Here is a 17,488-nt window from a genome sequence, read left to right on the forward strand (position 1 = left end):
TAGCGAACCGCTTGTTGGATCACAAGTGATCCAGTTCACAGATCCGCTGAACGCTGATTTTTCCCATATATCGCAGATGCTTAATCAAGGGTCCGGCGATAACGCAGCATCGCCAGGACAGCTGCCGCCAGCAGGAAGGCGATGATCGGCCATAGATCTGGCCAGATATCGTTCCAGCCATTGCCCTTCAAAAGGATGCTGCGAATGATGCGCAGGAAATGTGTGAGCGGCAGCACCTCGCCGATCACCTGCGCCCAGTCCGGCATGCCGCGGAACGGGAACATGAAGCCGGAGAGCAGCAGCGATGGCAGGAAGAAGAACACCGACATCTGCATCGCCTGCAATTGGTTGGTGGCGAGCGTCGAGAAGGTGAAGCCGACCGCGAGGTTGGCGGCAATGAAGATGATGGCGACAAGACTGAGGAGCGGCAGCGATCCCAGCAAGGGCACGGTGAACAGATAGCGCGCCGCCACGATGATGATGGCGACCTGGACATAGCCGACGACGATATAGGGCAGGATCTTGCCCAGCATCACCTCCATCGGCTGCACCGGCATGGCCAGCAGATTCTCCATCGTACCGCGCTCGCGTTCGCGCGTGACGGCGAGCGAGGTCATCATCACCATGGTCATGGTCAGCACCACGCCCATCAGGCCCGGCACGATGTTGTATTGAGTGATGCCCTCGGCATTGTAGCGCTTCTGCAGCCGCAGCTCGAAGGGGGCAGCGTCACTCTGCAAGGATGCCAACGGTCCTTTGAGATCATGGACGAGAGCGGCGGTGTCCAGGCCTTGCAAGGCTGCCACCGCGTTTCCCGTGGCGACAGGGTCGGTGGCATCGGCTTCGACTAGCAAGGCCGGCTGCAGCCCGCGCACCAGATCCGACGCGAAATGCGGCGGGATATGCACGGCGAACTGCACTTCGCCCCGCCGCAGCATGCGATCGGCCGTGATGGCATCGACCGGCGGTCCCTCGAAGCGGATATAGCCGGTATTTTCCATGGCGCGCAGCAGCGAACGCGCAAAGACCGAATTCTCCGCTACCACCGCCACCGCCGGCAGATTCTTGGGGTCCGTGTTGATGGCATAGCCGAACAGCAGCAGCTGCATCAGCGGAACACCCATCATCATGCCGAAGGTCAGGCGGTCGCGCCGCATCTGGATGAATTCCTTGGTGAGGATCGCCCAGAAGCGGAAGGGAGAGAACAGCGTCATGATGCGCGCTTCCCCCCAGGCTGCACCAGATCGGCTTGCCTGTCGCCGGCCAGCCGTGCGCCGTTGGTGTCGAGGCCCGACATCAGCTGGATGAAGATGTCCTCAAGACTGGGATCCGATCGTCGCCAGGCAAGATCGGCGCGACTGCGATAGGGAGCGATGCTCTGCTCCAGCGCTGTGGCATCGCGCCCGCAGACGTGAAGAGCGGTGCCGAAGGCCGCCACCGTGTCGACACCGGGCAGGCGCTGCAATTCACGCGACAACAGATGCAGGTTCGGGCCTTCCACCGACCAGGTGGCCAGCTGATGGGTGGCAATGACGTCCTTGATGGTGCCCTTGGCGATCAGGCGACCATAGGCGATGTAGAGAATCTCGTGGCAGCGCTCAGCTTCGTCCATGTAGTGCGTGGAGACAAGAACGGTAAGGCCGGCACCGGCCAGCGCATGGATCTGGTCCCAGAAATCACGCCGCGCCTTGGGGTCGACGCCGGCGGTGGGTTCATCGAGCAGCAGCAGCTCCGGCTCATGCAGGATGCAGGCGGCCAAGGCCAGCCGCTGTTTCCAGCCGCCGGACAATTGCCCAGCCAATTGCTTCTGGCGCGAGGCAAGGCCCAATTGTTCCAGAGCGCCATCGACCCGCGTCCGCAGCCGGTCGAGGCCATAGACGCGACCGACGAAAGCGAGGTTTTCGCGGATCGTCAGATCTTCATAGAGACTGAACTTCTGCGTCATGTAGCCGGTGCGGCGCTTGATCTCGGCCGCCTGCGTGCGGATGTCGAGCCCAAGGCAGCTGCCCGATCCGGCGTCAGGGGTGAGGAGTCCGCAGAGCATGCGCAGGGTCGTGGTCTTGCCGCTGCCATTGGGGCCGAGGAAGCCGTAGATCTGCCCCTTGGCGACGCGCAGCGAGACGTCGTCGACCACCAATTTGGTGCCGAAACGTTTGGTGAGGCCCGTGACGTCGATGACGGCGTTCATGGCGTTAGGTTCATGAGGCAGCTGCCGCCTTGAGGCGCGCTTCGACCGGCTGGCCGGGGTGCCACTGAAAATTTGCCGGCGCGCTGTCGGGCTTGGCTTCGATGAGGAACACCAGTTTCGTGCGGCTGGTCTCGCTATAGATGACGGGAGGCGTGTATTCGGCCTTGGCCGCGATAAAGTTGATGGTGGCGGAGAGATCCTGCGGACAGCCGTCGCAGGTGATGGTGAGGTGCTGGCCGACGGCGAACTTGCCAAGATCGGGTTCCGGCACATAAAGCCGCAGCTTGACGTTTGCCGGTGGCAGCATCTGCAGGACCGGCTTTTCGGCAGCCACCTCTTCGCCCAGGCGGTAATAGACGTCTTCGATGCTGGCAGCAGCAGGTGCTACCGCCCGGCGTTCGTCCAGCGACCATTGCGCTTCGTCGATTGCCGCGCGGAAGGCTGCGACCGCGGCTTCTTGTGCTGCGATACGATCGGCGCGCGCCGGCAGTTTGGCTGCCGCCAGGCGTGCCGTATATTCGGCGATGCGGCCGCGATCCTCGAGAATCGACGCTTCGGCGGAGTCGAGATCCTCGGCACCGACCACATTATCCTTGACCAACTGGCGCCGTCGCTTGACGCGCGGTTCGGAGAGCATGAGCGATGCCTGCGCCGATTCCAGCTGCGCCTGGATCACCGCCAGTTCTTCCGGCCGCTCGCCTTGGCGGAGATCGGCCAGGGTCTGTTCGGCTTCCGCAAGATCGCCCTGCGCCTTGGCAAGACGCGCGCGCTCGGCCGTGTCATCGAGCGCAAAGAGCGAAGCACCTTCTGCCACCTGGTCACCACGCGCCACGTCGATGGCGGCGAGGCGGCCGGCATCGGGCAGGGCCATATAGATATAGTCGCCCTCGACATAGCCCAGCAGCCGATCTTCCGGCGCCTTGTCACAGCCCGGCAGCTGCCAGAGGAGGGCGAGGGAAAGAAGTGTCAGGCGAGCGCGCATGGATATCTCCGAAGCGGGGCAGGAGCGCGAGATTGAATGTCTATCTGAGGATACTATAAGGTCTTTGCCAGTTAGCCCACTAATCCGACACGCCTGTGGCGATCGGGTGTGGCGATCGGATTTCGGGGAATAAAATTCCAGGGGAAGTGTGTCATGAGCGGTGACCAGACGGTAAATCCATTGGGCCAGAAGATCGGTTTTCCGGTCCCCGGCTGGACCGCACGACCGCGCCCGCCGCGGACGCCGATCGAGGGGCGCTTCGTGCGTGTTGAGATGCTGGATGCGGACCGTCACGCCAGCGATCTTTTCGCGGCCAACGCGGCCGACACTGACAATCGCATCTGGACCTATCTGCCCTATGGCCCCTATCCGGACGAAGCGCCCTATCGCGACTGGGTTGCCAACATGGCCAAGTCGGAAGATCCGCTGTTCCACGCCATCGTCGACAAAGCGAGCGGCCGTGCGCTGGGTGTCGCCAGCTACCTGCGCATCGAGCCCGCGGTCGGCGTGATTGAGGTCGGGCATATCAACTACGCCCCCGCCTTGCAGCGTAGCACCGGCGCCACCGAGGCTATGTATCTGCTGATGAAGCGCGTCTTCGATGAGCTCGGCTATCGGCGCTATGAATGGAAATGCGATGCGCTCAACGCGCCGAGCCAGGCGGCGGCTGGGCGGCTCGGCTTCGTCTATGAAGGGACGTTCTGGCAGGCCACGATCTATAAGGGCCGCAACCGCGACACCGCCTGGTATTCGATCATCGACAAGGATTGGCCGAAGATCCGCGCAGTCTATGAAGCGTGGCTGGCGCCGGACAATTTCGATGCCGCCGGCAAACCCCGCCAGCGCCTGTCCACGATGATGGAAGCGGCGCTGGCGTAGGAGTCGCTTATTTCTACTTTGTCGGGCTCTTGGCCCACATCGTTTACTTCACCAAGCCTTCGGCCTTGAGGGCCTGCTGCACCATCGGGCGCGCAGCGATGCGGGCCATGTAGGCGCCGACATTGGTGTAGGGAGTGAGATCGACGCCGGTGTACTGCGCCCAGTTGCTCACCGTGAAGAGATAGGTGTCCGCGACGGAGAAATTGTCGCCGAGCAGATACTGCTTGCCGGCGAGCTTCTTCTCAATGAAGGCGTAGCGGTCGGCGAGGTGCGCGCGGGCCAGGGGCTTGTAATCTTCCGGCGTCGTCGGCTTGAACAAAGGGCTATAGCCCTTGTGGATTTCCGAGGTGATGAAGTTGAGCCATTCCTGCAGCTTGTAGCGGGCCTTGCTGCCATTGGTCGGCACCAGGTTGGCGGCTGGCGCCAGGTCGGCCAGAAACTGGGCGATGACCGGCCCTTCCGTCAGCACTTCGCCATCGTCGAGCATCAGGGTCGGCACCTGGCCCTTCGGGTTGATGGCCAGGAAGTCGTCGCCGTTTTCCAGCTTTTTGGTTTTGGTATCGACCTTGACCAGCTCGAGCTGGATGCCGGCTTCGAGGGCTGCGATGTGGGGCGAGAGCGAGCAGGCGCCCGGCGAATAAAACAGTTTCATGGGATTTTCTCCAGTTTTCCGGCCACTTGCGGCAGTAGAAGGTGACGGGCCGGTACGGCGATGAATATATGCAGTTGCATGTATTGTCAAGACTCATGCAGATGCATATAGTTACCGGATGGATACCGCGCCCGACGCCAATTCGACCGACCTCGACCATGATTTCTCGATCTGCCCGTTTGTGGTGGGCGCCTGGGCGCGCCTGCTGCAGGTGGCGCCGATGCTGCTGGCATCGGTCGAGACTGAATTGAAGGCCGCCAAATTGCCGCCGCCGCAATGGTACGATGCGCTGGCGGCCCTCGACCGCGCGCCGCAAGACAGTCTCGTGCCGTCCGACATCGAGCGCAGCCTGCTGCTCACCCAATGCACCACCTCGCGCCTCATCGACCGCCTGGAGGCGGAGGGGTTGGTCAGCCGCGAGATCAATCCCGACGACCGCCGCCGCCAGACCATCCACCTCACCGATTCCGGACGGGGCCTCCTCGGGCGCATGTGGCCGGTCTATGCCGCTGCCGTCGAACGCCATTTGGGGCGCAAGCTCGCCGGCGACGACGCCAAGGCGCTCATCCGCATCCTGGAAAAACTGACCTGATTTGCCTGCAAAAGGCCGTTTTGCCTTCGGGCGAGGGCATTGCTATAAGCTCTCCCCATGTCCCCGTAGCTCAGCAGGATAGAGCGCCGGTTTCCTAAACCGTAGGTCGGAGGTTCGAATCCTCTCGGGGACGCCATTTTTCCATCGATTGAAAATCTCCCATGATCCAGGCGTCTCTCGTTCCAGGTTCCGTGGCTGTTGTGACGGGTGGGGCTGCCGGCATCGGTCTTGCCGCGGCCAAGGCTTTTGCGCGGCTGGGGCTGCATGTCTGTCTTGCCGATCTGGGCGCTGACCGGTTGAAGAAGGCGGCGGCGGAGGTCGCGGGGGCTGCCACGATCGATGCCGGCGACGTCATGACGCTCGAAACGGATGTCAGCCGGGCGGACGATGTGCGCCGGTTGGAAGCTGCGGTCCGCGATCGTTTTGGCGGCACCGATGTGCTGATGAACAATGCCGGCATCCAGCCGGGCAGTAGCATGTTCGGTCCGCCGGAGAATTGGGCACGCATCCTTGGCGTCAATCTGTGGGGCGTCATCCACGGCGTACAGACATTCGTGCCAAACATGATCACGCGTGGCCGTCCGGGCTTGGTCATCAATACCGGATCGAAGCAGGGCATCACCACGCCGCCGGGAGATCCCGCCTATAACATCTCAAAGACCGGCGTGAAGGCGCTCACCGAGGCGCTGCAGCATGAACTGCGCAATACGCCGGATTGCCGCCTGAGTGCACATCTGCTCATTCCGGGATTCGTCTTCACGGAACTCGCAGCGCGTGGCCGCACCGAAAAGCCGGCCGGTGCCTGGACCGCCGATCAGACGGTCGCGTTCATGATGGCGCGGCTGGCGGAAGGCGATTTCTATATCCTGTGCCCCGACAATGATGTCCCGAGGGCGCTCGACGCGCGACGTATTCTGTGGGCGGCGGGCGATGTCGTCGAAAACCGGCCGCCTTTGTCGCGCTGGCACAAGGATTATGGCGCAGCGTTCGATGCCTTCAGCCGCGACCAGATAAAGAAATAGCCGCGCGACAGGATAGTCGCGCGGCCATCGTAACGAGGACGATCACCGCGTGGCGCCCGTTTCCGGCCACCACGCGGCTTCTGCATTATTTCTGAATGCAGGTGTCGACCGTGTCCTTGGTGCATTCGTCGAGACCGGTGAACACAGGATCATCGACCTTCTTGCCTTCGACGAGATCGATCATCACCGTCGGCGCCTTGTAACCCATCTCGAACGGACGCTGTCCGACGAGGGCGGTGACCAGGCCTTCCTTGGCGATCGCGACTTCGTCACCGATCGTGTCGGCGGCGGAGACGACGAATTCACCGCTGGCGATTTTGTCGGCCAACGGCTTGAACAGATCGCGGTAGGGCTGCGGGGCGCCGAACAGCGGCCAGCCGCCCTCGATCGCGAACGCATCGAGCTTCGGATTGGCAGCGAGGATGTCGGTCATCGCCTGCACGCCCTTGGCACCGTCATCATTGGTGAAGACCGGGCAGCCATCGACTTCGGTCCAACCGCCTTCGCCCTTCAGTGCCGGCAGGCCTTTCTGCCCGCTCAACGCATCGCGGGTACCCTGCGCACGGCGCAGGATGTTGTCGGCGCCGGGATTGCCCTGGATCGAGCAGAACGTGCCGCCATTGGGCTTTTTCTCTTTGATGTATTCGCCGATACGGAAGCCCATCAGGTAATTGTCGGTGCCGAGATAGGTCTTGCGCAGCGCCGAATCTTCAGCCGCCAGATCGGCATCGAGCGTCATGATCGGAATCGTGGTGTTCGCGGTCTTGATGGTCTGCGCGATCAGCTTCGCGTTCGACGGCGAGATGGCCATGGCGACCGTGTCGGCCTTGCCCAGCATGTCCTGCACGATCTGTGCTTCGCCTGCTTCATCCGATGTCGAGGCCGGGCCGGTGTAGAAGCATTCATATTCCGAGTTGGCATTCTCGGCGTTCCACTTCTTGCAACCCTGGTTGATTGCTTCGAAGAACGGGTTGTCCAGGCCTTTGACAACGATGACGAGTTGCTTCTTGGCAAAAGCGGGTTCCGCACTGAGTGTCAGCACGGCCATGGCAGCGAGTAACAAATACTTCTTCATGCATTCCTCCCCTTGAGCAGGCGGACACGGCGTGTCCGCTCTGTGGTCGAAGGTAGATGCCGGCGGGCGAGGATCACTCTGCGGACGCTCGCATCGCCGGAACAGACCGACGAACATTTTTTTAAGTGCGAAGAAATTGCCGGCTCCAACTCACGCGCGTGTCGCGCGGGAAGGTAGAAGACCAGCATCCAACCTCGCACGGTCAGCTAACAACGAGGTCGCAGGACCCGTCAATCGCTATTTGTAGTACTTATTCAGTAAACCTGCTTGACGCCTGCGATGTCGTTTGCCTAAATCGTCCCAACAAAAAAGAAAATGCGACGGGAGTAACGCACGGCATCAGCGCTCTTTCGCAAGCGCGGAAAAATGCCTAGCAGGGGGCGAGCAAGTCGGTGGCGGTTTTAGAACTTACCAACATTTCAAAGCATTTTGGCGCCATCCAGGCGGTCAATGACGTGTCGTTCTCCATCGAGGCCGGTGAGGTGGTTGGCCTCATGGGTGACAATGGCGCGGGCAAGTCGACGCTGGTCAAGATGATTGCCGGCAACTTCCTGCCAAGCCATGGCAGCTTGCGCATGGATGGTGCCGAACTTGTGCTGCACCGCCCGGTCGAAGCGCGCCGCCACGGCATTGAAATCGTTCACCAGGATCTGGCGCTGTGCAACAATTTGACCGCAGCTGCGAACGTCTTTCTTGGGCGCGAGCTGAAGGTCGGCTTCGGCCCGTTCAAGGTTCTCGACTACACCAGCATGTATCGGCGCGCTGGCGAAATATTCAAGGAATTGAAGTCGGAAACGCGGCCGCGTGACCTCGTCAAGCAGATGTCTGGCGGCCAGCGGCAGGCGGTGGCGATTGCGCGCACCATGCTGTCGGAAGCCAAGATCGTGCTGATGGACGAGCCGACGGCGGCCATTTCCGTGCGGCAGGTGGCTGAGGTACTTAACCTCATTCGTCATTTGCGTGATCAAGGCATTGCGGTCGTGCTGATCAGTCACCGCATGCCCGACGTCTTTACGGTTGCTGACCGCGTCATCGTCATGCGCCGGGGCCGCAAGGTCGCGGACAAGCAGATTGCCGCCAGTTCACCCGAAGAGGTCACCGGGCTCATCACCGGCGCCATCGAACGGGTCTGATAGGCCCTCTATATTTTTAGCCCAAAGGAACGAAGGTCGGCGATGGCAACCACTCTGGACCAGACGATTGAGCAGAAGCAGCAGGGCTGGTTCGCGTCGATATTTTCCAGCCAGACCTTCTGGGTTCTGATTGCCGTCCTGCTCGCCTGCCTGTTCCTGTCCGTTTCGACGGATTCTTTTGCGACCTCGAAGAACCTTTACAATATCACCCGCAATGTGACCTTCGTCGCCATCGTGGCGCTGGGCATGACCCTGGTGATCATCATCGGCGGGATCGACCTGTCCGTGGGCTCGGTCCTCTGCCTGTGCAGCATGGTGCTGGGTGTTGTCATGCATGCGGGCTACAGCATCGAAGTGGGCATCGCCGCTTCCCTGGGTGCGGCGCTGGTTGTCGGCGCCTTTCATGGCATTCTCATCGCCTATCTGCGCTTTCCACCCTTCGTGGTGACGCTGGGTACGCTCTCGATCGCGCGCAGCCTGGCCATGGTCGCCTCCAACAACACCGTCGTCTACGAATTCGGCCCGGATCACAACACGCTGCTGGCGCTGGGCGGGGGTGCCTGGTTCTTCGGCATCGCCAATCCGGTGCTCTATATGATCGTGCTGGCGCTTATCACCGGCTTTGTGCTGCGCTGGACCAAGTTCGGCCGCCATATCTTCGCCATCGGCGGCAACGAGCATGCGGCACGGCTGACCGGCGTGCCGGTGCGCCCGATCAAGGTCGCGGTCTATATGATCTCGTCCCTGACGGCGGGCATTGCCGGCATCGTGCAGACCGGCTGGCTGGGCGCCATCACCACCAATATCGGTGCCGGACTGGAGCTGCAGGTGATCGCCGCAGCCGTCATCGGCGGCGCAGCCTTGGCCGGTGGTGTGGGTACAGCTCTGGGCGCGCTGGTGGGTGCAGCCCTCATCGAAGTCATCCGCAACAGCCTCGGTCTCCTTGGCATCGACGCCTTCTGGCAGGGCTGCTTCATCGGCGGTGCGATCCTGCTTGCCGTCCTCTTCGACCGGGTCCGCAACTTCCGCCAGAGCGAGTGAGGCCAGCGCCATGAGCGACGATTTCACGCCGGATTTCAGCCTTCGTGAGAAAGTCGTGATGGTGACGGGTGCAGCACGCGGCATCGGACGTGCCTGTGCCCTTGCCTGCGCCGCAGCCGGTGCGGACATCGTTGCCGTCGTGCGCGATGAGGATGCGGATCTTGGCGCAACCATCGAAGCGCTCGGGCGCCGCGCGCTGATCTTGAAGCTGGACATCACCAAGACAGGCGGCATTGACAGCATGGTGCAGAAAGCGATCGCTCATTTCGGGCGGATCGACGTCCTGGTCAACAATGCCGGCATCTCGCGCGACGATCTTGCCGAAGCCGTCAAGGAAGCGGAGTTCGACCTGGTGCTGGGCACCAATGTGAAGGGTACTTTCTTCATCACGCAAGCGGTGGCAAAGACGATGATTGCGCGGAAAGCCGGCCGCATCATCAACATCAGCTCACAGGCCGGCACGGTCACCTTGCGCGGCGAATCGATCTACTGCATGACCAAGGCGGCGATCAATCATCTGACGCGGTGCCTGGCGGTTGAATGGGGACCCTTGGGGCTGACGGTCAACAGTGTCTCGCCCACCTTCATCTGGACGGATGGTACGCGACCCTCTTTGAGCGATCCGGAATTTCATAAGCAGACGCTGGCGCATATTCCGGTCGGCCGGATCGGCGAGACCAAGGACGTTGCTGGTGTGGTCGTGTTCCTGGCGTCACCGGCAGCAGGGCTCATCAACGGCGCCAACCTGCTCGTCGATGGTGGCTGGTCAGTCGCCTGACCGGGCCGAGTCCCCGGTCTTTTTTCAGACAAGTTTGGCTCTTCAGAAAAGTTTGTCGGCAGCTCGAATCATGGTGTCGATGGTGCCGTCGGCCCAGGCGGCCTTGGTGGCCGCGTCGATTTCCGCAACCCACTCTTCATGCTCGGGCAGCGAGCGCCGGATGCCGAAATGGCGGTCGACAGTACCGAGGCCGGGGATCTCACGGAATGCCAGCAGATCGGCAAAACCGGCGTCGGCGACCGCGCGGCCGAGCGCGGTGATGCTCTCGATGGTGAAATCGCCCCGGCCATGGGCCAGCATCACCAGAACTTGCGCATCGGAGACGGCAGAAGTCGATCGAGCGAATAGCTTCGCGCGGTCACGATCGGTCATGCCGCCGACGTTGTAGCAATAGACGAAGGGCAGGAGTGCCCCGAGCTCCGCTGCTGCCTCGAAGGCTGCGCGCTGTGGATGATCGCGCCGATAGACGATGGCACGGCCGACTGAGAGCATCGGCGTCAGGGTGAAGGTTGCATAGAGCTGACGCTCGTCATTGACCAGAGTCAGCAGCGCGTCTGCCGAATTGTCGCGTACGGCCTGTTCCGCCCGGCGCCAGGGTTCGACCAGATAGCTGGTCTCAAATCCCAAGCGCCGCACCAGGATCTCGTTGATCACGTCGGCATCAAGCCCGCGATATCCTTCAGGCGTTTTGCGCCAATAGACCGATTCCTTGTCGGTATGGGCGATGCGCAACGGCCGGCGCTGTGTCGCGAAAGCGTCGGCCGCCGGCAAGGCCAGTGCAGCGGCACCAATTGCCGCAGCGCCGCTCGACAGCAGGAATCTTCGACGTGCTTGCCACATATCGGTCTTCACATCGTTTCGGCGGATAAGATTTTGCCGCGAGAACACGCGTCACTTACAGCAGATTCCTGTTAAACAGTCCTTAAGCTTCTGAACCAGATTTAACCAAATTGTGCCGATCGGCTCAGCTTGGGCGCATCTTCGTCGCTACGACATTGATGTGCGCCACCGGTAGATTGCCGAACATGCCTGCGTCTGTCTTTAAAGTAGTGATTTACAATATGCGGGCACGTCATACAAACTGCGCTTCCGAATCGCCGTCAAATCGAAATCTGCTGATCGATACTGTGTCCATAGAGGACAAATGTCTTGCTGACTCCAGATCCAGTCGAATATGCAAATGCCTTGCTGGCCAAGGGGCAGGTCAAGGAGGCGCTGAATTTCTGCATGGCTGCCTCCAAGGAGCTGGCCGTGGCGCTCGACGCCCTGATCAATGTACGGATCAGCATTCACGCCTCGATCTTTGAAACATCAGCCAAAGCGGGCGATTCGAAGCTGGCCGGCGTGCAATACACGAAGATTCTGGCGCTCGCTCAGGCCAGAAAACTTGAAGACGAAGCCGTTGAACGGCGCTACTTCAGCGCCATGTTGGCGACGGCGACGGCGCCCTGGCCGGTCAAACGGCAATATCGCCATATGGTGCTGGTCGAGCGGCTTCGGGAGGTACTCGACCTGCCCGGTGCGATAGCGGAATGCGGGTGCTTCCGGGGGCTGTCGTCTTGGATGATCTGTGCCACCCTGAACGAGGAGGGTGGCGGTTTTGACGGCACTGGCTTTCACATATTTGATTCTTTTGCCGGCCTGTCCGCTGCCATGCCAGAGGATGCGTTGACAGCCGAGACCGTCGACCGGGAAAAGCTGGCGCGCATGTTGAAGCCCGGCGCTTTCGCCTGCTCGGAAGAAGAGGTGCGGCACAATCTCGCGGCTTTCCCGGGCATCAGCTATCACCCCGGTTGGCTGCCGCAATCGCTTGCTGGTGAGGCAGAGCGCAGCTATCGCTTCGTCCATCTCGATGTCGACCTCTATGAACCGACCTTGGGCGCTCTTGAATATTTCCATCCCCGCCTGGTCCCTGGTGGCGTCATTCTCACGGATGATTATGGCTGGCCAGGCGCTGAATTGAGACCGTTTGACTGGCACGCGCCCACACGTACGTACGTCGACACGGGCGTCCGTCGACACGGGCGTACGTTGACCTTGAGGCGCGTTGACTCCGGCGCAAGATCATCCTTATCATTCATTCGTTCAGCGGAAAAAAATTCGCTATACGAAAATAGGCAAATGATGAGCAACACGGCGCCCGCCTATCCAGACACCACTTATGCCCTGTCGGCGCCGGCAGTTCCCCTTTGTCCGGCGCTTGAGGGTGAGGTGCGGACGGAAGTTGCCATTATAGGCGGTGGTTTTACCGGCCTCTCGACAGCACTTCATCTCGCCGAGGCGGGCACGGCCGGCGCGGTATTGGAGGCGGGCAGCATCGGCTGGGGTGCGTCGGGCCGCAATGGCGGCCAAGTCAATCCGGGGCTGAAACGCGAACCGAGCGAACTCTACACGATCTTCGGCCGGGAGATGGGGCAGCGCCTGGTGCGCCTCTCGAGCGATGCGCCGAGCCATGTCTTCGATATCATCGAGCGGCATGGCATTGCCTGCGAGGCGGATCGCCGCGGCACCGTCCGCGTCGTTCGCACACCTGCCGAGTATCCGCTGATCGATGACTATATCGCCGGTTGGGCGGCGGAAGGTGTTGCTCTCGAACGGCTTGAGCGTGACGCACTCACTGGCAAGCTCGGCACGGCGAACTATCCGCTGGGCGTGTTTGATCACCGCGGCGGCAGCGTCAATCCGCTGGCTTATGCCCGCGGCCTCGCAGCGGCGGTCCTGCGTCTGGGCAGTATTGTGCATGCCGGCACCAAGGTCTTGAAGCTGACACCCGGCGGCACCGGTTGGGTGATCGAAACTGCACGCGGTCGGGTGCTGGCTAAGCGCGTGGTGCTGGCCACCAACGGTTACAGTGACGATCTGTGGCCGGGACTGAAACGTTCCGTGGTGCCGTTCGCCAGTGCCATCGCGGCCACGGCGCCCCTCTCGCCGGAATTGCTCGCACGCATTTTGCCCGGACGGCAGGTGGCCTATGAAAGCTCCTGGCGTGTCCTCTATTACCGCCTCGATGCGCAGGGCCGGCTGCTGATGGGTGGCCCTGGTGCTCAATACAGTGCGCTTGAGCCGCGCGCCTATCGCGACCTCATCCAATATGCGCTCGGTCTCTATCCGGATCTCGCCGGCACAGACTGGACGCATTTCTGGTCGGGCTGTGTTGCTGTGACCGAGGATCATCTGCCGCATCTTCACGAGCCGGCGCCGGGGGTCATTGCGGGCCTAGGCTATTCGGGCCGCGGCATTGCCATGGCGACGGTGATGGGGCGCGAGATTGCGGGCCGCATTCTGGGGAAGGGCGACGATTTGGCCTTCACACCGACCCCGGTCAGGCCGTTCCGCTTCCATCGGCTGTGGCGGCCGGTGGCGACGGTCTCCACCTGGAAAGCCGCGACGCTGGATCGTCTGCGCGGGCTGGTCTGATCAATGCCAGATTCATCAATACGCGAGATGCGCCTGCACCTGCCGCGCCGCCTGGAACATGGCGGGCAGGATGCGCGCCTCAAGATCATGAAGATCGAGAAGGTGCTTGTGTCCGGCAGCATTGATCGCCGCCACCACTTCGCCCCGCTTGTTGCGGATCGGGACGGCGGCAGCGCGCAGGCCGAACTCAAGTTCCTCATCGACGATGGCGTAATCCTGCTGCCGCACCAGATTCAAGATCTTCAGCAATTGCCGCCGGTCCTTGACCGAACGCGGCGTATAGGGTGTGAAGGTGATCGCCGCCAGGGCCGCGTCCAGCGCATCGGGCGCCAGATGGGCCAGCAGCACGCGACCCATGGCAGTCACATGGGCCGGCTGGCGCGTGCCGGTGCTGATGAGAACGGAACTCGGCTGCCGGTTGTTGGCGCGGACCGCGTGGACGATGTCCGTCCCATCCAGGACCGCCGCACTGCTCGAGACGTTGAATTCCTGGCTGACGGCTTCCGTCACCGGCTGGATGATCTGCCACAGCGGCATCGAGGAAAGATAGGAATAGCCGAGATCGAGCACCTTCGGCCCGATGCGAAATCGCCGGCCGCGCTGCTCGACATAGCCAAGCTCGCCCAAGGTGAGGAGCATGCGCCGGGCCGAGGCTGGCGGCAGGCCGGTCGTCTGCGCCATATCAGTGATGGTCATCGGCTCGGCATGGCGGCCGAAGGCCAGCAGCACATCGAGCCCGCGCCGCAGGGAATTGACCCGCTCGTCGCGTCCGCTTTCCTTGCGCGGCCGCCCCGGCTTGCCGGGCTTCTGCTTCGCCGCCGCAGCTTTCCTGGCAGGGCTCATTTGTTTGCTCGGCATCGCTCCCGCCCTACTTCTACATCGTTTTCGATATACGAAATAATATTCGTATATCGAAATAGCAGCAACCACCAATCACACCGACCCGCCGCCTAGATCAACAGATTGGATACCAAATCATGCGCATCGTCGCCGCCCAGATGAAGCACGAAACCAACACTTTCTCACCGGTGCCAACGCCGCTCGCGCGGTTTTCGGGGCGTGCTGCAACACCCTATGAAGGCCGCGCGGCCTATGACGCTTATCGCGGGACGGGTGCCGCATTGGCCGCCTTCATCGATATCGCGGAACGCGAAGGTGCCGAGCTCATCATCCCCATCGCCGCCAATGCCAGTCCCAGCGGCCCGGTCGCGGCCGACGCCTATCGCCACATCACCGACAAGATCTGTGCCGCCATCGCCGAAGGCTGTGATGCCATCTTCCTCGACCTCCACGGCGCCATGGTGACGGAGGAGCATGATGATGGTGAGGGCACGTTGTTGGCACGCATCCGCGCCATCGCGCCCAACACGCCGATCGCCGTGGCGCTCGACATGCACACGAACCTGTTCCCGGCGATGGTTGACAATGCCACGGTGCTCGCGGGCTACCACACCTATCCCCATGTCGACGTCTACGAGACGGGGGAACGCGCCGGCAATGTGCTGATGCGCAAGCTGAAAGGCGAGGTCCAACCCACCATGGCCTGGGGCAACCGGCCGATGCTGCCCCATGTCATGCGCCAGGGGACGCATGCTTTCCCCAACCGCGAAATCCAGGCGCGGGCACGCGAGATGGAGGAAAAGGGCGAGGCCTTGCTCGCAACCGTCTTTGCCGGCTTCCCCCATGCCGACGTGGCCAATGCCGGCCTTAGCGCCGTGGTGGTGACCGACGGCGATCCGGCACGGGCGCAGCGGCTATGCGACGAGCTCCTCGGCATGGCGTGGAAGGCGCGTGCTGCCTTCGTCTATCAGCCGGAGCCGATAGAGGCCTCGCTGGCACGTGCGGCCGGCATCGCCGGTGAAATGGGCAAAGGCCCGGTCATCCTTCTCGACCATTATGACAATTGTGCCTCCGGCGGCACCATGGACACGACCCGCGTGCTGGCAGCGATCTTGAAAGCCGGGCTCGATGATGTCGCGGCCTTCGCCATTCATGATCCAGTTGCTGTGCAGAAGATGGTGGCGGCCGGCATCGGCGCCACGGTCACCATCAGCCTGGGTGGCTGGAACGATCTTCCGAGCGTGCGCGCCAAGGGCGAACCGCTCACCGTTACCGGTCGGGTCAAGCTCATTTCCGACGGCAAGTTCCGCAATCGCGGGCCGATGGAGCGCAATGTGCTCCACGACATGGGCACCAGCGTGGTGCTTGATACCGGCAGGGTCGACATCGTCGTCATCTCGAACCATGTCGAGCCCTATGACATCGAGACTTTGATGAGCCTGGGAATAGATCCCACGCGCAAGAAGTTCCTCATGCTGAAAAGCCGGGTGCATTTCCGGGCCGGCTTCCAGGACCTCGCTAAGGGTATCGTTGAATGCGAAGGGGTCGGCGTTTGCACCTCGGATTACAGCCAGCTGGTCTTCAACAAGGTGCGCCGCCCCATCTACCCGCTTGATCCCGGCATGCAATAAGGTTGCGCCGACGCTTGCCTCGAAGGGCGTGTGCTGCAGTGCAACTGACCGTCCGGGTTTGAGCAGCGCTGTCATTGTGCCGCAGCCTTCATTGCTGTGCTGATTCGACCGGCGATCCACACCTGCATCGTCTTTCATGGGCTGCATTCCGCGCGATAGCCCAAAATTATGGCGGCCTGCTCTTGTTCGCCCTCATCCTGCTGCATAGAATTCTTATCCACCTGCCAGCGCGTTGTGCTGCAGGTGCGAGGGGGAGCATATGATGATCGTTGCGCAGAACAGATACCGGCCCATCCGGGCGACGGCCACCCGCATGGGTGGCGCCCGCATGGGCCAAGAGCAGATTGTGCGCGCCATGGGCGTCTCGATCCTGCGCGGCGACTATCCGGAAGGCGCCTTGCTGCCGGCCGAAGGCGATCTGATGGCGCAGTTCGGCATTTCCCGGACTGTGCTGCGCGAAGTGCTGAAGACGCTGGCAGCCAAAGGGCTGGTCGTCTCCAAGACCAGGGTCGGGACAAAGGTGCGCGCCCAGGTCGATTGGAACATGTTCGATTCTGACCTGCTGGGCTGGCGGCTTGAACTCGGTATGGATCTCCGCTTCCTCAACAGCCTTTATGAAATTCGCCTGGCGGTGGAGCCTGCGGCCTGCGCTCTCGCGGCCCTGCGCCGGACGGATGAGAGCGTCGCCCGCATGCGTGCCCTCGTCGACGAGTTCCGCCAGCCGGGGCATACGCGCTCGACCTTTGCCGAAATCGATCTCGCCTTGCATCTTGAAATCGCCGCCGCGTCCGGCAATCCCTTCATGCGCTCGGTCGGCGCCATCATCGAGGCGGCGCTGATGGCAAGCTTCGTTGACAGCGCTCCCGTGGCCGACCAGACGCGCCTCCGCCATTCGACGGAGGATCATGCCGCCATCGTCGAGGCGATCGCGCGCGGCGATGCCGTGGCCGCTGCGGCCGCGATGACGTCCGTGATTGAAGATGGGCGCAAGAATCGCGCCTCGCTGCTGGCGGCCGATCCTGATGGCGTATGAATTGGTCGTTATTGACTCAGAGAATATCGGTCGTGCCGTGCTTGCAACTGACTGTCATTGGCGACGGGCGGCTTCGACGTTTTTGAAGCTCTGATGCCTTCCCCTTCATGCATAATTTGCGCACTTTCGACCATCCTGAAGTAAAGCTGCAGCGAAATTGCACGACCTTTCCGGATAGACGCTGACAGCCGTCCGATTCATTGGCCCATATTGCGTAAATAGGCG

General features: G+C 61.9%; 16 protein-coding genes and 1 tRNA gene. 10 read left to right on the plus strand and 7 right to left on the minus strand.

Annotated elements, in window-relative coordinates; genetic code table 11:
• Positions 1 to 80: 80 nt before the first annotated feature.
• Genes AC1DWZ_RS07440 through AC1DWZ_RS07450 form a run of 3 tightly spaced genes read right to left on the minus strand, consistent with a single transcriptional unit; the run spans position 81 to position 3,170 of the window.
• The gene (locus AC1DWZ_RS07440) at positions 81 to 1,214 is read right to left on the minus strand and encodes an ABC transporter permease (RefSeq protein ID WP_477168239.1); all 1,134 of its coding nucleotides are present in this window, start codon (positions 1,212 to 1,214) and stop codon (positions 81 to 83) included.
• Positions 1,211 to 2,188, minus strand: a complete 978-nt coding sequence (locus AC1DWZ_RS07445) for an ABC transporter ATP-binding protein (protein WP_477168240.1) — start codon at positions 2,186 to 2,188, stop codon at positions 1,211 to 1,213. The genes AC1DWZ_RS07440 and AC1DWZ_RS07445 overlap by 4 nt, the downstream gene beginning before the upstream one ends.
• Before the next feature lie 10 nt (positions 2,189 to 2,198).
• Positions 2,199 to 3,170 carry an HlyD family secretion protein gene (locus AC1DWZ_RS07450; RefSeq protein WP_477168241.1) on the minus strand — a complete coding sequence of 324 codons (972 nt, stop codon included), beginning with the start codon at positions 3,168 to 3,170 and terminating at the stop codon, positions 2,199 to 2,201.
• A gap of 153 nt (positions 3,171 to 3,323) precedes the next feature.
• On the opposite strand from AC1DWZ_RS07450, the gene AC1DWZ_RS07455 reads away from it, so the two are divergent.
• Positions 3,324 to 4,049 carry a GNAT family N-acetyltransferase gene (locus tag AC1DWZ_RS07455; protein WP_477168242.1) on the plus strand — a complete coding sequence of 242 codons (726 nt, stop codon included), beginning with the start codon at positions 3,324 to 3,326 and terminating at the stop codon, positions 4,047 to 4,049.
• 43 nt (positions 4,050 to 4,092) lie between these two features.
• Here the strand turns inward: AC1DWZ_RS07455 and gstA are convergent, their stop codons facing one another.
• Positions 4,093 to 4,701 carry a glutathione transferase GstA gene (gstA, locus tag AC1DWZ_RS07460; RefSeq protein ID WP_477168243.1) on the minus strand — a complete coding sequence of 203 codons (609 nt, stop codon included), beginning with the start codon at positions 4,699 to 4,701 and terminating at the stop codon, positions 4,093 to 4,095.
• A 118-nt stretch (positions 4,702 to 4,819) separates the two neighbouring features.
• On the opposite strand from gstA, the gene AC1DWZ_RS07465 reads away from it, so the two are divergent.
• The 3 genes from AC1DWZ_RS07465 (at position 4,820) to AC1DWZ_RS07475 (ending at position 6,315) form a co-directional block, all read left to right on the plus strand.
• A complete protein-coding gene (locus AC1DWZ_RS07465; RefSeq protein WP_477168244.1) occupies positions 4,820 to 5,293 on the plus strand; it encodes a MarR family winged helix-turn-helix transcriptional regulator in 474 nt (157 codons plus the stop codon).
• Between the two features lie 59 nt (positions 5,294 to 5,352).
• Positions 5,353 to 5,429 (plus strand) — tRNA-Arg (locus tag AC1DWZ_RS07470).
• A gap of 25 nt (positions 5,430 to 5,454) precedes the next feature.
• Positions 5,455 to 6,315 (plus strand): SDR family NAD(P)-dependent oxidoreductase, encoded by an 861-nt coding sequence (locus tag AC1DWZ_RS07475; protein ID WP_477168245.1) that lies wholly within the window; start codon positions 5,455 to 5,457, stop codon positions 6,313 to 6,315.
• Positions 6,316 to 6,400: 85 nt separating this feature from the next.
• On the opposite strand, the gene AC1DWZ_RS07480 is transcribed toward AC1DWZ_RS07475, so the two are convergent.
• Positions 6,401 to 7,390: a substrate-binding domain-containing protein gene (locus AC1DWZ_RS07480; RefSeq protein ID WP_477168246.1), complete on the minus strand. Its 990-nt coding sequence runs from the start codon at positions 7,388 to 7,390 to the stop codon at positions 6,401 to 6,403.
• Positions 7,391 to 7,782: 392 nt separating this feature from the next.
• On the opposite strand from AC1DWZ_RS07480, the gene AC1DWZ_RS07485 reads away from it, so the two are divergent.
• From AC1DWZ_RS07485 to AC1DWZ_RS07495, 3 genes are read left to right on the plus strand one after another with little or no spacing between them, the layout of a single operon-like run.
• Positions 7,783 to 8,523 (plus strand): ATP-binding cassette domain-containing protein, encoded by a 741-nt coding sequence (locus tag AC1DWZ_RS07485; protein ID WP_477168247.1) that lies wholly within the window; start codon positions 7,783 to 7,785, stop codon positions 8,521 to 8,523.
• A gap of 42 nt (positions 8,524 to 8,565) precedes the next feature.
• The gene (locus AC1DWZ_RS07490) at positions 8,566 to 9,564 is read left to right on the plus strand and encodes an ABC transporter permease (protein WP_477168248.1); all 999 of its coding nucleotides are present in this window, start codon (positions 8,566 to 8,568) and stop codon (positions 9,562 to 9,564) included.
• 10 nt (positions 9,565 to 9,574) lie between these two features.
• On the plus strand, positions 9,575 to 10,342 hold the full coding sequence (locus AC1DWZ_RS07495) for an SDR family NAD(P)-dependent oxidoreductase (RefSeq protein ID WP_477168249.1): 768 nt from the start codon (positions 9,575 to 9,577) through the stop codon (positions 10,340 to 10,342).
• Between the two features lie 42 nt (positions 10,343 to 10,384).
• Here AC1DWZ_RS07495 and AC1DWZ_RS07500 read toward each other — a convergent pair whose 3' ends face one another.
• On the minus strand, positions 10,385 to 11,182 hold the full coding sequence (locus AC1DWZ_RS07500) for a substrate-binding periplasmic protein (RefSeq protein ID WP_477168250.1): 798 nt from the start codon (positions 11,180 to 11,182) through the stop codon (positions 10,385 to 10,387).
• A 309-nt stretch (positions 11,183 to 11,491) separates the two neighbouring features.
• Between AC1DWZ_RS07500 and AC1DWZ_RS07505 the strand changes: the two genes are divergently transcribed.
• Positions 11,492 to 13,759 carry an FAD-dependent oxidoreductase gene (locus AC1DWZ_RS07505; RefSeq protein WP_477168251.1) on the plus strand — a complete coding sequence of 756 codons (2,268 nt, stop codon included), beginning with the start codon at positions 11,492 to 11,494 and terminating at the stop codon, positions 13,757 to 13,759.
• Positions 13,760 to 13,774: 15 nt separating this feature from the next.
• On the opposite strand, the gene AC1DWZ_RS07510 is transcribed toward AC1DWZ_RS07505, so the two are convergent.
• The gene (locus AC1DWZ_RS07510) at positions 13,775 to 14,617 is read right to left on the minus strand and encodes an IclR family transcriptional regulator domain-containing protein (protein ID WP_477168252.1); all 843 of its coding nucleotides are present in this window, start codon (positions 14,615 to 14,617) and stop codon (positions 13,775 to 13,777) included.
• A gap of 119 nt (positions 14,618 to 14,736) precedes the next feature.
• On the opposite strand from AC1DWZ_RS07510, the gene AC1DWZ_RS07515 reads away from it, so the two are divergent.
• Positions 14,737 to 16,230, plus strand: a complete 1,494-nt coding sequence (locus AC1DWZ_RS07515; protein ID WP_477168253.1) for a M81 family metallopeptidase — start codon at positions 14,737 to 14,739, stop codon at positions 16,228 to 16,230.
• Between the two features lie 259 nt (positions 16,231 to 16,489).
• Positions 16,490 to 17,263 (plus strand): FadR/GntR family transcriptional regulator, encoded by a 774-nt coding sequence (locus AC1DWZ_RS07520; protein ID WP_477168254.1) that lies wholly within the window; start codon positions 16,490 to 16,492, stop codon positions 17,261 to 17,263.
• The last annotated feature ends 225 nt before the right edge of the window (positions 17,264 to 17,488 follow it).

The sequence above is a fragment of the Dongia sp. P2_B8 genome, from assembly GCF_056404715.1.